We start from the raw sequence: 12985 nt of genomic DNA, 5'->3' as shown, positions 1-12985 counted from the left end.
GCCTGCGGGCTCAGCCGAGCGGACCGGTGCCGGGCGGCTGGGCGGCCAGGTGACGCGACGGGATCTCACCGCCACCGGCGACGACGATCTCCGTGCCGGTGATGTAGCCGGCCAGCGGCGAGGCGAGCAACAGGCAGGCCGCGGCGACGTCGGCCGGGGTGGCCATCCGCTGCATGGGGATCGTCCGGGCCACGCGGTGCTGTCCCGCCTCGTCGCCGTAGTAGAGGTGCGACAATTCGGTCTGCACGAGACCCACCGTCACCTGGTTGACCCGCACGGCCGGCGCGAAGTCGATGCCGAGGCACTGGGTCAGCATCGTCAGGCCCGCCTTGGCGGCGGCGTACGCGGCGGTGTCCGGGGCCGGGTTGGAACCGGCGACCGAGCCGATGTTGATGATCGTCCCGCCGCCCTGACGCTGCATGACCTCGTTGGCGGGCTGGGCGACGTAGAACGGAGCGAGCAGGTTGAGCGTGACGATCGCCGAGACGAAGCGCGGGGAGACGGTCGCGGTGTCGGCGCTCGGCGCGCCACCGGCGTTGTTGACCAGGATGTCCAGCCGGCCGAACCGGTCCACCGCCGCGGCGACGAGGGCCTTGGCCTGCTCCGGGTCCCGCACGTCGGACTGGACGAAGACGGGCGTGCGTCCGTCGGCCTCGGGCAGGTGCTCGGGCTCGCTGCGGCCGCACACGAGCACCTGCGCCCCTGCCTTGAGGAAGGCGCGGGTGATCTCGGCACCGATGCCACGGGTGCCTCCGGTGACGATGGCGACCTGGCCGGTCAGGTCGACGCCCCCGTGCGTCGCGGGCGTAGTGGGGGACTGGGTCATCAGAGCCTCTCAATGATCGTGACGTTGGCCTGGCCGCCACCCTCACCCATCGTCTGCGGGCCGCGGAGCCGGACGTCGGATCGGTCGGGTCTGGGTGCCTCGCCGCGATGAGTCTAGCAAGCGCTTGGTTGGTCGGCTACGATCCGTTCCTGACCAGTGGCCGGCTCAGCGTGAGGAGATGTCCGTGAGTGGCGTTTTGACCACGATCCCTGCCCTGCTGCGGCAGGCCGCGCAGGACGCCGCGGAGGTCGAGGCCCTTGTCGACGGTGCCTTGCGAATGACGTTCGCCGAGCTCGACGCGGCCGTCACCCGGTTCGCCAGGGCCGCGGTCGCGCACGGTCTCGAGCCCGGGGACCGCATCGTCATCTGGGCCCCGAACAGCGCCGACTGGGTCATCAGCGCCCTCGGCGTACTGGCCGCCGGGGGCGTGCTCTGCCCCGTCAACACCCGCTTCCGCGGGGAGGAGGCGCGGCACGCCATCGCCAAGGTCCGGGCCACGATGGTCATCCTCGACGACACCTTCCTGGACGCCAACTACCTGGCCACGCTGCGTGGCGACGGGCCACCACCGGCCGCCGGGCACCCCGTGCCGTCGCTGCCCTCGGTGCGCACCGTTGTCGACCTGTCCGCCGCCGCCGGCCGCGAGCAGGCCGGTGACGGCGTGTTGTCCCTGGCCGACTTCACCGCGCCGGCCGACCGGATCGACCCCGGCGTCATCGACGGACGGATCGCCGCCATCGACCCCGAGGGCGTGGCCGACATCCTGTTCACCTCAGGCACCACCGGCTACCCCAAGGGTGCGATGGTCTCGCACGCCTCGAACCTGCGCGTCGACCTGCAGTGGGCCCGGCTGGTCGGGCTGCGGCGCGGCGACCGCTATCTCATGGTCAACCCGTTCTTCCACAGCTTCGGGTACCGGGCCGGCATCCTCGCCTGCCTCCTCATGCGCGCGACGATCATCCCGGTCGCCGTGTTCGACGTCGAGACCGTGCTGCGCCTCATCGAGCAGGAACGCGTCACCGTCTTCCCCGGCGCGCCCACCATCTACACCACCCTGCTCGAACACCCGGAGTTCGGCGCCTACGACACCAGCTCGGTGCGGCTGGCCGTCACCGGGGCGACGGTCGTGCCGGTGCCGCTGCTGCACCGGATGCGCGAGGAGCTCGGCTTCCGCGACGTCATCACCGCCTATGGCCTGACCGAGACGTGCGGCACCGCGACCGTGTGCCCGCCCGACGCCGACCTCGAGCGGATCTCGACCAGCTGCGGACGGGCGATCCCGGGCACCGAGCTGCGGATCGCCGGTGCCGACGGGCGGACGCTGCCGGCCGGTGAGGCCGGCGAGGTCCTCGTGCGTGGCTACAACGTGATGCTGGGCTACTTTGAGGACCCGGTCGCCACCGCGGAGGTCATCGACGAGGACGGCTGGCTGCACACCGGTGACGTCGGCTGGGTCGACGAGGACGGTTACCTGCGCATCACCGACCGGATCAAGGACGTCTACATGAACGGGGGCTTCAACGTCTACCCCGCCGAGGTCGAGCGCGTGCTGCGCGAGCACCCCGCGGTCTTCGACGTCGCCGTCGTCGGGGTTCCCGACGAGCGGATGGGCGAGGTCGGCAGGGCCTTCGTGCAGACCGTGACCGACTGGAGCGGGGACGAGTCGGTGCTCGTCGACGAGCTCGGGCAGTGGTGCCGGGACCGGCTGGCCAACTTCAAGCGCCCCCGCAGCTTCAGCATCCTGCCGGCCCTGCCACGGACCCCGAGCGGGAAGATCCAGAAGTTCAAGCTGGTCGGGTGAGCCCTGCGCCCACCCGGACGGGTGCCCGGTCACGAACGTGACCGGGCGAGGGTCAGCGTCGGCGCAGCGCTGCCGCGAGGGTCGCGGCCCGGCCGGCGAGGGCGGCCGCCTGCTCGGCGAACGACTCCGCTGTGCGGTCACCACCGCTCATCGCGCCCTGCGCGACCCTGGTGTGCACGCCCTCGACGATGCACGCGGTCTTCCACCAGTTGTAGGCGACGAAGTAGTCGATCCGGGCCGCGTCGGTGCCGGTGGCGAGGCAGTACCGGGCGAGCAGCTCGTCGCGGGTCGAGAAGCCGGGCGGGACGGTGGCCGGGTCGTGCAGCGCACGCGCCGCGTCGCCGGCCTGCGCCCAGTAGACGAGCAGCTGGCCGACGTCGGCCAAGGGGTCCCCGACCGTGGTCAGCTCCCAGTCGAGCACGCCCTGCACCCGCCACCGGCGGTCGAGCATGCAGTTGTCGAGGCGGAAGTCCCCGTGCACGATCCCCGAGCGGGACTGCTCGGGAGCCTTGGCCACGAGGTGCTCGTGCGCGGTCTGCAGATCGGGCAGGTCGCGGATCCTGGTCCGGTGCCAGTTCTCGTGCCAGCGCCCGAGCTGGCGGGTGACGTAGTCACGGCGATGGGCCAGACCCCCGAGCCCGATGACCTCCGGCTCGAGTCCGTGCAGGGCCACGAGGGCGTCGACCAGCGTCGGGCCGATGCGCGCGCGGTCAGCCTCGGTGGTGTGCCGCTCGACGTCAGCGGGGCTGCGCAGGACCGTGCCGTCGAGGTGCTCGAGCACGACGAGAGGTGCGTCGGCCACCTCGCCCGTCTCCTCGACGGCGAGCACGCGCGGCACCGGGAGGTGACCGTGCAGCCCCCGCAGGATCCGCGCCTCGCGCAGCACGTCGTGCGCGGTGGCCGGGTGGTCCCCGAGCGGCGGGCGTCGCAGCACGACGACGTGGCCGGCCGCGTCGGTGGTCCGGTAGGTGAGGTTGGAGCGTCCCCCCGCGATGAGCTCGTGCCGCAGGTTCCCTTGCAGCTCGGGCACGGCGCGGCCGAGCCAGGCGTCGACCCCCGCCGGGAGACCGGCGGGCCGGGTGGTGCCGCTCGGGGCCGGACCTGTCTGCGCCTGGCCTGCTGCTGTCATTGGAGCGCCTCCTCGTTGTCGGGCGAGCGTAGCAAGCGCTTGGTTGGTTTTGGCGTACCGTGCACCTCGACAGACCCCACACCTGAACGCCCGACACCCGAACCGGTAGGAGCCCGATGTCCACCACGATCAACCCGACCTGTGTCAGCGGCATGGCCGCGATGTCCTGGGCACTGCCCGAGGAGATCGCGATGTACCGGCGCACCGGCACCGACCTCGTCGGCCTGCAGTGCGGCAAGGTCGCCGCCTTCGGCGTGGCGGCCCTCGGGGACCTGCTCGCCGAGCACGACGTACGGCTCGGCTACCTCGTCCACGGCTTCACCGCCCACCCGGACGACGAGCCGGGCTGGGCGCAGCAGGTCGCGGCGCTGCAGGCCGGCGTCGTCAACGCCCGCACGCTCGGGGCCGACCTCGTCTACCTCACGTCGGGCACGTCGGCGCACCTGACCTGGGAGGAGGCGGCCGACCGGTTCGCCGAGCGGATCGCCCCGGTCGTGGCCACCGCCCGCGAGCACGGAGTGCGCCTCGGCGTGGAGAACACCCTGCCGGTCAGGTGCGACCTCAGCTTCACCCACACCGCGCGGGACGCCTTCGCCCTGGCCGACCTCTGCGGCATCGGCATCTGCCTCGACCTCTACTGCTGCTGGCAGGAGCGGGGCCTGACCGACCTGATCCGCGAGCGGGTCGCGCAGATCGAGATCCTGCAGGTGTCCGACTTCCGGGTCGGCACCTCGATCTTCCCGAACCGGTGGGTGCCCGGGGACGCTGACCTGCCGATGGCGAACCTGCTGGGAACCGTCCTGCGGGCCGGCTACCTCGGCATCGTCGACGTCGAGCTGCTCGGCCCGGCCATCGAGGCCGAGGGCGCCGAGCCGGCGGTGACCCGCTCGATCACGTGGATGCGCGAGCAGATCGCGGCGGCGCGTCGCTGAACGTTCAGGGCACGTCCGCCCACCGCGGCGGGCGCTTGGCGACGAACGCGGCCGCGCCTTCGGCGGCGTCCGGGCCGGCGAGCAGCTCGAGGGTCGCGATCCGGTTGGCCGCGGCGAGGTCGTGTTCGCGGGTGTCCAGGCTCAGGTGCATGAGCCGCTTGGTCGCCAGCACCGCCGCTGGGGAGTGGGTCGCGATCCGGGCGCCGAGCGTGAGCGCGCGCGGGAGGACCTCGCCGGCGGGGACCACGGCGTTGACCAGGCCGAGTTCATAGGCCCGGGCCGCCGGAAGCGGCTCGGCCGTCAGCCCGATCTCAAGGGCGACGGCGAGCGGCAGGCGACGCGGCAGGTCGGTGCCGCCCTCGGAGGCGGCGATGCCGCGCCCCACCTCGGGTAGTGCGAAGTAGGCGTGCTCGGCCGCGACGACGAGGTCGCAGGCGAGGGCGAGTTCGAAACCACCGCCGACGGCGGGCCCGTTCACCGCGGCGATGACCGGCTTGCGGTAACCGCCGCGCAGCAGCGTCAGCGGGGAGCGGGCCACGTCGACCAGGCGCCCCTCGGTTGCGGCGCGCAGGTCCATCCCGGCGCTGAAGGACAGCTCGCCGGTGCCGGTCAGCACGACCGTGCGCACGCCCGGGTCCGCGTCGTACCCGAGCAGGGCGTCGGTCATCGCCAGGAGGGTATCGGGGTCGAGGGCGTTGCGCACCCGTGGCCGGTTGATCCTGATGACACCCACCGCGTCGACGCGCTCGCACACGACTGTGTCCATCGTTGCATCCTCCTTCGTCTCAGGGCCTTGACCCTTTCCTGCCGGCTGTTAACCTACCAACCAAGCGCTTGCTTCGCCGGTATCGACTGCGGATGTCCGGCACGTGACTCACCTCTCGCACCGCTCGCCACCGCGCTGGAGCAGTGCCCCGACAGACGGAACGACGAGGGACATATGGCCGACAAGACTCTGACCACCCGCGATGTCGTCTCGCGGCTCGAATCCGGGATGACCGTCGGCATCGGGGGGTGGGGCTCGCGGCGCAAGCCCATGGCCCTCGTCCGCGAGGTCTTGCGCTCCGACCTCAAGGATCTGACCGTCGTCAGCTACGGCGGGCCGGACGTCGGCCTGCTCTGCGCCGCAGGCAAGGTCAAGAAGGTCGTCTTCGGCTTCGTCTCGCTCGACAGCATCGCCCTCGACCCGCACTTCCGCGCCGCGCGGCAGCAGGGCGCCGTCGAGGTCGCCGAGTACGACGAGGGCATGCTCCAGTGGGGGCTGTACGCCGCCGGTATCCGCCTGCCCTTCCTGCCGACCCGCGCCGGGCTCGGGTCGGACGTGATGAAGCAGAACCCGACCCTCAAGCTCGTCCAGGACCCCTACGGCACCGAGCAGCTCGTGGCCATGCCGTCGCTGCGCCTCGACGTGGCACTCGTCCACATGAACCGCGCCGACGCCCAGGGCAACGGCCAGTTCCTCGGGCCCGACCCGTACTTCGACGACCTCTACTGCCTCGCCGCCGAACAGGCCTTCATGTCCTGTGAGCGGATCGTGCCCACGGCCGAGCTCAGCGCCACCGTGCACCCGGCGACCATCAAGATCAACCGTCAGCTCGTCACCGGCGTCGTCGAGACCCCCAACGGCGCGCACTTCACCTCCTGCGCCCCCGACTACGAGCGCGACGAGGCCTTCCAGCGTGAGTACGTCAAGGCCGCCGGCGACCGGCAGGCCTGGGCCGCCTTCGAGAAGCGGTACCTGTCCGGTACCGAGGATGACTACCAGGCGGCCGTGACCGCCCGAGCCGAGGAGGCCGCATGAGCAGCACCGTGACCGAATCCGCAGACCAGCCCGCGAGCAGCGCCGCCGCTGCCGGCGCGCCGGTGACTCGCGCCGAGTACTGCGCGGTCGCCGTGGCGGAGGCGTTCGCCGGCGACGGTGAGTTCATCGCCAGTGCCTTCGGCACGATCCCGGCCATCGGCGTCCGCCTCGCCCGGCTCACCGTCGCCCCCGACCTGCTGCTCACCGACGGTGAGGCCCGCTTCGTCTCCGGCAGCTGGCAGATCGGCGCGGACCCGCACGCCACCGAGGGTGTCGTCGTCGAGGGCTGGAGCCCGTTCCGCACGATCTTCGACCTCGTCTGGCACGGCAAGCGGCATGTCATGATGATCCCGAGCCAGATCGACGGGCACGGCAACACCAACATCTCGGCCATCGGCGACTACGCCAAGCCCAAGGCCCAGCTGATCGGCGTGCGCGGCGCCCCTGGCAACAGCGTCTACCACCCGACCAGCTACTGGGTGCCCAACCACTCCACGCGCGTCTTCGTCCCGACCGTCGACATGGTCTCCGGCGTCGGCACCGACAACGCCCGCGCCGCCGGCCCGGCCGCGAGCACGTACCACGACCTGCGCCGTGTCGTCACCAACCTCGCGGTCCTCGACTTCGGCGGCCCAGACGGCGCGATGCGCCTGCTCAGCCTGCACCCCGGTGTCACGCTCGAGGAGTTCCGTGCGGCGACCGGCTGTGACGTGCACGTCGAGGACGAGGTCCCGGCCACCCGCGAGCCGAGCGCTGAGGAGCTGCGCCTCATCCGCGAGGTCATCGACCCCCGCTCGCTGCGCGACCGCGAGATCCGCACATGAGCCAGGGATCGCATCCGACGTTGCGCACCCGGGCGACCGATCTGTTCGGGGTGCGGTATCCGATCGTCCAGACCGGCATGGGCTACGTCTCCGACGTACGCCTGACCACCGCGACGGCCAACGCCGGCGGGCTGGGCATCCTTGCGGCGGGCCTGCTGTCCTACGACGAGCTCGTCGTGGCCGTCAGCCAGATCCAGGCCGGCACGGATGCGCCGTTCGGCGTCAACATCCGCGCCGACCAGCCCGACGTCGTCAAGCGCATCGACCTGCTCATCTCGGCCGGAGTCAAGGTTGCCTCCTTCGCGCTCGCCCCCAAGCAGGAGCTCATTGCCAAGTGCAAGGACGCCGGCCTCGTCGTCGTCCCGTCGATCGGCGCGCGCCGCCACGCCGAGAAGGTCGCCGCGTGGGGCGCCGACGCCGTCATCGTGCAGGGCGGTGAGGGTGGTGGCCACACCGGCGGCGTGCCCACCAGCCTGCTGCTGCCCCAGGTCGTCGACGCCGTCGACATCCCGGTCATCGGCGCTGGTGGCTTCTTCGACGGCCGCGGCCTCGTCGCCGCGCTCGCGTACGGCGCCGAGGGCATCGCCATGGGCACCCGCTTCCTGCTCACCAGCGACTCGCCGGTCCAGCCGTCGGTCAAGGACGTCTACCTGTCCAAGACGGTCAATGACACCGTCCTGACCCTGCAGGTCGACGGCGTGCCGCAGCGCGTGCTGCGGGCCGGCACGGTCGAGGCGCTGGAGCGCACCTCCGCTCCCGGCCGGCTGCTGCGGGCGGTGCGCAACGCCTTCGCCTTCCGGAAGCTGTCCTGCGCGCCGTGGGGCGACATGGTCCGGGAGGGCCTGGCCATGCGCAAGGCCCACGACCTGACGTGGAGCCAGGTCGTCATGGCGGCCAACGCTCCGATGCTCTACCGGTCGGCCCTGCTCGAGGGCAGGACCGACGTCGGTGTCATGGCCACCGGCCAGGTCGTCGGGCTCATCGACGACGTCCCGAGCGTCGCCGAGCTCATCGACCGCATCATCGGCCAGGCCACCCAGATCCTTGACCGGCTCGGCGCGCCCGCGCCGGTCGCGTCGATCCCGGCCGCACACGAGGAGGACTAGTCATGGGAGCACTGCAGGGACGGGTCGTCGTCATCACCGGCGCCGGCCGGGGCCTCGGCCGTGAGCACGCGCTGCTCGCCGCCGCCGAGGGTGCCTCGGTCGTCGTCGCCGACACCGGCGCCGCCGCCGACGGCACCGGCAGCGACCCCTTGGTCGTCGAGGCCGTCGCCGCCGAGATCACGGCCGCCGGCGGGCAGGTGCTGGCCAGCACCGCGGACGTCTCCACCACCGAGGGCGCCCGCGAGCTGCTCGCGCTCGCCCGCGACACCTACGGGCGGGTCGACGGCCTCGTCAACAACGCCGGCATCCTGCGGGACCGGATGTTCGTCAACATGAGCGAGGACGACTGGGACGCCGTGATCCGTGGGCAACTGCGCTCGACGTTCGCGCCGTGCCGGGTGTTCGCCGACCACTGGCGCACCGAGTCCAAGGCCGGCAACCAGCCGGTCGCCTCGATCGTCAACGTCTCCTCGACCTCAGGACTCATCGGCGCCGTCGGGCAGACGAACTACGGCGCGGGCAAGGCCGCCATCGCTGCCCTCACCGTCATCCTCGCCCAGGAGATCGGCCGCTACGGCGTACGCGTCAACGCGATCGTCCCGGTCGCGCGCACCCGGATGACCCAGGACCTGCCCGGCATCGGGGAAATGGTCGCCGCCCCGGCCGACGCGGGCGCGTTCGACGTCTACCACCCGGGCAACGTCTCCCCGCTCGTCGCCTGGCTGCTCACCGCCGCCGCGCCGGTGACCGGCGAGGTGTACTACGCCAAGGGTGGCGAGATCCGCCGTTTCGCGCCATGGAGCTACGACTGGACCGTCGACAAGGGCGCCCGCTGGAGCGTCGAGGAGATCGCAAAGGAGATGGCCACCCGTGGCTGACACCGGTCACACCACCGCCGACTGGGCCGGCCCCGCCCACAGGCTGCTCTCCGGGCGCTCGGTGCTCGTCACCGCCGCGGCTGGCACCGGCATCGGCTTCTCGACGGCCCGCCGCGCCGCCGAGGAAGGCGCGCGGGTCGCCGTCAGCGACCGTCACGAGCGCCGCCTCACCGAGTCGGCCGACGAGATCGAGCGTCTCACCGGGCACCGGCCGCTCGCGGTGCCCTGCGACGTCACCGACCAGGCCCAGCTCGACCACCTCATGGACACCGTCGCCGCCGAGTTCGGCGGCATCGACGTGCTGGTCAACAACGCCGGCCTCGGCGGCACCGCGGCCGTGCAGGACATGACCGACGAGCAGTGGGACTCCGTCCTGTCGGTGACCCTGACCTCGACGTTCAAGGCGACCCGGTCGGTGCTGCGGCACATGATCCCGGCGGGCAAGGGGGTCATCGTCAACAACGCATCCGTCATCGGCTGGCGCGCGCAGAAGGGGCAGGCGCACTATGCCGCGGCGAAGGCCGGCGTCATGGCGCTGACCCGGTGCTCGGCCCTCGACGTCGCCGAGCACGGCATCCGGGTCAACGCGGTGTCCCCGAGCATCGCGATGCACGCCCACCTGGCCAAGGTGACCAGTGACGAGCTGCTCGCCCAGCTCTCGGCCCAGGAGGCCTTCGGCCGGGCGGCGACGCCGTGGGAGATCGCCAACGTCATCGTCTTCCTCGCCAGTGACTACTCGTCGTACATGACCGGCGAGGTCGTGTCCGTCTCGAGCCAGCACCCGTGACGACCCGGCGCGCGCCGGCGGTGCCGCCAGCGCGCACCTGACCAGCGAAAGGAGCTCGTCGTGGCCAATCCCGACGCGCAGGGCGTCACCGGCGCCCCCTTCCGGCTCGACGTCGAGCGCGGCAAGATCCGCGAATTCGCGCTTGCCACCGGGGCGGCCGACGCGGCCTACCTGCAGGAGGAGCACCCGGTCGTGCAGCCGACGTTCCTCACGACGACCTTCTTCTGGCAGGACGAGGACTCCAACCCGTGGTCCGCGGTTGACCTCGACCAGCAGCGCGGCCTGCACGCCGAGCAGCAGTACACCTTCTTCGGCGAGCCGCCTCGCGCCGGGACCAGGCTCACCTGCCAGTCGCGCATCGGCGAGATCTACACCAAGGTGGGTCGCCGCGGCGGTGAGATGACCTTCGCCGTGATGTACACCGACTTCCGCGACGAGACCGGGCGTCTCGTCGCCCAGGCCAAGCTCACCGGTGTCGAGACGGCCCGCCCGCCGGACACCGAGGGCACGACACAGGACGGAGCCTCCGCGTGAGCGACACGACCTCCACCGCCCGGCCCGGCCCGCCCGAGGCCGGCCTGCCCGTCCCGGCGACCCCTCCGGCGCGCACCTACGGCCCGGTGACCCGCACCGACTTCGTCCGCTACCAGGGCGCCTCGGGCGACATGAACCCGATCCACCACGACGAGGTCTTCGCCACGGCCGCCGGGTTCCCGAGCCCCTTCTCGGTGGGCATGTGGCAGGCGAGCCTGCTCGGCACCTTCGCCACCGACTGGCTCGGCGGCCCCAACGTGCGGGACTTCCGCATCCGGTTCCTGGCCCAGGTGTGGCCGGGCGACACCCTCACGCTCGAGGGTGCTCCACTGCGCACCTACGTGCTCGACGGCGAGGACGGTCGTGAGGGCCGCGTCGACGTCGAGCTGACCTGCCGGCGTCAGACCGGCGACACGGCCGTCACCGTATGGGCGACGTTCGTGCTGCCCTAGGACCTTTTCCATCAGGGATGGCCGGCTGCGGCGGGCCCCCTTGTGCAACAGGCCGCCCTAGGCATTGACGCCACCCTTCGCGGGCGCGACACCCGAGACCAGCGAGCAGCCCGGGACTACCGAGGAGCAGGGATGACCCCCACCACCCACCCGTCCGTGACGACGACCATCCACACCGACGGCATCGCCGAGATCGTCGTGGACAACCCACCGGTGAACGCGCTGCCCGTGGCCGGCTGGTTCGCACTCGCCTCCGCCCTCGACGCCGCCGGCGCCGACGAGTCGGTGCGGGTCGTCGTGCTGCGCGCCGAGGGCCGCGGCTTCAACGCCGGCGTCGACATCAAGGAGATGCAGCACACCGACGGATTCACCGCGCTGCTCGGCGCCAACCGCGGCTGTTATGCCGCGTTCAAGGCCGTCTACGAGTGCCCCGTCCCGGTCGTCACCGCCGTCAACGGCTTCTGCCTCGGGGGCGGCATCGGGCTGGTCGGCAACTCCGATGTCATCGTCGCCTCCGACGACGCCACCTTCGGCCTGCCCGAGGTCGACCGCGGCGCCCTCGGTGCCGCGACCCACCTGTCCCGGATAGTGCCGCAACACCGGATGCGCGCCATGGTCTACACCTCGGCCACGGCCACCGCCCAGGAGTTGCACGCGTACGGCACGGTCCACAGCACCGTACCCCGCGAGCAGTTGCGCGAGGCGGCGCTCGCGGTCGCGACCCAGATCGCCGCGAAGAACCCCACCGTCATCCGGGCCGCGAAGGCCTCGCTCAACGGCATCGACCTGTGGGACGTCAACCGCAGCTACCGCTTCGAGCAGGGCTTCACGTTCGAGCTGAACCTCACCGGGGTCGCCGACCGGATCCGCGACGAGTTCGCCGGCACCGACAAGGCGGCGCGCTCGGGCAGCGAGGGCTGAGCCGTGCGTTCGATGGTGGTCCGTAAGCTCGGGGATCCCGAGGTGCTCACGGTGACGGACGGGCCGCAGCCGCAGCCCGGCCCCGGGCAGGTGCTCGTCGACGTCGTCGGCGCCGGGGTGAACTTTCCCGACGGCCTTATCGTCGCCGGCACCTACCAGACCAAGCCGGAGCTGCCGTTCGTGCCCGGCTGTGAGGTCGCCGGCACGGTCGCGGCGCTCGGCGACGGGGTGACCGGCCCGCCCGTCGGCACCCGCGTCATCGGCTTCTGTGGCATCGGCGGCTACGCCGCGCAGGCGCTCGTCGACGCCCGTATGGTCCACCGGTTGCCCGAGGGCATCGACCTCGTCGAGGCAAGCACGATCCCCGTTGTCTACGGCACGTCCTATCACGGGCTCGTCGACCGGGCCGGCCTCGCAACCGGCGAGACACTGCTTGTGCTCGGCGCCTCCGGCGGCGTCGGCCTCACCGCCGTGCAGATCGGCAAGGCCCTCGGCGCGACCGTGATCGCGGCCGCCTCGAGCGAGGACAAGCGTGAGCTGTGCCTGGCGCACGGGGCCGACCACGCCATCGGCTACGACGACATGACGGCGATGGTGCGCGAGCTGACCAGCGGCGCCGGTGCCGACGTCGTCTACGACCCCGTCGGTGGCGACGCCGCCACCGCGGCGCTGCGTACCCTCTCGTGGGCTGGGAGGTTCCTCACCGTCGGCTACGCGGCGGGCGAGATCCCGCAGGTCAAGTTCAACCGGCTGTTGCTCACCGAGGGCGCGGTGCTGGGGGTCCTTTGGGGCGCCTGGGCCAAGCGCAACCCGGAGGCGAACGCCGCGAACATGACGACGCTGCTCGAGTGGGTCGCCGCTGGCCGGCTGAGGCCACACGTCAGCGAAGTCTTCCCGCTCGAGGAGGCTGCCCGCGCGCTCGCCACGGTGATGAACCGTGGCGCTCGCGGCAAGATCGCCCTCCGCGTGAACTCAGGCAAGGAGTGACGGTGGC

At 71.9% G+C, this 12985-nt stretch carries 14 protein-coding genes; 11 read left to right on the top strand and 3 right to left on the bottom strand.

Annotated elements, in window-relative coordinates; genetic code table 11:
• Positions 1–10 precede the first annotated feature (10 nt).
• Complete coding sequence (locus ABD332_RS45765; RefSeq protein WP_344510839.1) at positions 11–826, bottom strand: SDR family oxidoreductase; 816 nt, start codon at positions 824–826, stop codon at positions 11–13.
• 184 nt (positions 827–1010) lie between these two features.
• On the opposite strand from ABD332_RS45765, the gene ABD332_RS45760 reads away from it, so the two are divergent.
• Complete coding sequence (locus ABD332_RS45760) at positions 1011–2627, top strand: FadD3 family acyl-CoA ligase (RefSeq protein WP_344510837.1); 1617 nt, start codon at positions 1011–1013, stop codon at positions 2625–2627.
• A gap of 52 nt (positions 2628–2679) precedes the next feature.
• Here ABD332_RS45760 and ABD332_RS45755 read toward each other — a convergent pair whose 3' ends face one another.
• Positions 2680–3756, bottom strand: a complete 1077-nt coding sequence (locus tag ABD332_RS45755) for a phosphotransferase family protein (RefSeq protein WP_344510835.1) — start codon at positions 3754–3756, stop codon at positions 2680–2682.
• A 116-nt stretch (positions 3757–3872) separates the two neighbouring features.
• Here ABD332_RS45755 and ABD332_RS45750 point away from each other — a divergent pair, with 116 nt between their 5' ends.
• Positions 3873–4688 carry a sugar phosphate isomerase/epimerase family protein gene (locus tag ABD332_RS45750; protein ID WP_344510833.1) on the top strand — a complete coding sequence of 272 codons (816 nt, stop codon included), beginning with the start codon at positions 3873–3875 and terminating at the stop codon, positions 4686–4688.
• A 4-nt stretch (positions 4689–4692) separates the two neighbouring features.
• Here the strand turns inward: ABD332_RS45750 and ABD332_RS45745 are convergent, their stop codons facing one another.
• Positions 4693–5454, bottom strand: coding sequence for an enoyl-CoA hydratase-related protein (locus tag ABD332_RS45745; protein WP_344510831.1), 762 nt, complete (start codon positions 5452–5454; stop codon positions 4693–4695).
• Positions 5455–5628: 174 nt separating this feature from the next.
• Between ABD332_RS45745 and ABD332_RS45740 the strand changes: the two genes are divergently transcribed.
• The 9 genes from ABD332_RS45740 to ABD332_RS45700 all read left to right on the top strand — a co-directional run bounded on the left by ABD332_RS45740 (position 5629) and on the right by ABD332_RS45700 (position 12978).
• Positions 5629–6489: a CoA transferase subunit A gene (locus ABD332_RS45740; RefSeq protein WP_344510829.1), complete on the top strand. Its 861-nt coding sequence runs from the start codon at positions 5629–5631 to the stop codon at positions 6487–6489.
• Positions 6486–7313 carry a CoA-transferase subunit beta gene (locus tag ABD332_RS45735; RefSeq protein WP_344510826.1) on the top strand — a complete coding sequence of 276 codons (828 nt, stop codon included), beginning with the start codon at positions 6486–6488 and terminating at the stop codon, positions 7311–7313. The genes ABD332_RS45740 and ABD332_RS45735 overlap by 4 nt, the downstream gene beginning before the upstream one ends.
• A complete protein-coding gene (locus ABD332_RS45730) occupies positions 7310–8419 on the top strand; it encodes an NAD(P)H-dependent flavin oxidoreductase (protein ID WP_344510824.1) in 1110 nt (369 codons plus the stop codon). Before ABD332_RS45735 ends, ABD332_RS45730 begins: the two co-directional genes overlap by 4 nt.
• Positions 8420–8421: 2 nt before the next feature.
• A complete protein-coding gene (locus ABD332_RS45725) occupies positions 8422–9297 on the top strand; it encodes an SDR family NAD(P)-dependent oxidoreductase (RefSeq protein WP_344510822.1) in 876 nt (291 codons plus the stop codon).
• Positions 9290–10084, top strand: a complete 795-nt coding sequence (locus ABD332_RS45720) for an SDR family oxidoreductase (protein WP_344510820.1) — start codon at positions 9290–9292, stop codon at positions 10082–10084. The genes ABD332_RS45725 and ABD332_RS45720 overlap by 8 nt, the downstream gene beginning before the upstream one ends.
• Before the next feature lie 60 nt (positions 10085–10144).
• A complete protein-coding gene (locus tag ABD332_RS45715; RefSeq protein ID WP_344510818.1) occupies positions 10145–10618 on the top strand; it encodes an FAS1-like dehydratase domain-containing protein in 474 nt (157 codons plus the stop codon).
• Positions 10615–11070: a MaoC/PaaZ C-terminal domain-containing protein gene (locus ABD332_RS45710; protein ID WP_344510816.1), complete on the top strand. Its 456-nt coding sequence runs from the start codon at positions 10615–10617 to the stop codon at positions 11068–11070. The genes ABD332_RS45715 and ABD332_RS45710 overlap by 4 nt, the downstream gene beginning before the upstream one ends.
• A gap of 132 nt (positions 11071–11202) precedes the next feature.
• Positions 11203–11991 carry an enoyl-CoA hydratase family protein gene (locus ABD332_RS45705; protein WP_344510814.1) on the top strand — a complete coding sequence of 263 codons (789 nt, stop codon included), beginning with the start codon at positions 11203–11205 and terminating at the stop codon, positions 11989–11991.
• A 12-nt stretch (positions 11992–12003) separates the two neighbouring features.
• Positions 12004–12978, top strand: coding sequence for an NADPH:quinone oxidoreductase family protein (locus tag ABD332_RS45700; RefSeq protein WP_344510812.1), 975 nt, complete (start codon positions 12004–12006; stop codon positions 12976–12978).
• The last annotated feature ends 7 nt before the right edge of the window (positions 12979–12985 follow it).

This window comes from Dactylosporangium maewongense, assembly GCF_039531485.1.
GTDB lineage: Bacteria > Actinomycetota > Actinomycetes > Mycobacteriales > Micromonosporaceae > Dactylosporangium > Dactylosporangium maewongense.
Note: the sequence above shows the minus strand (reverse complement) of the source record. Positions and strands in the feature narration are given on the sequence as shown.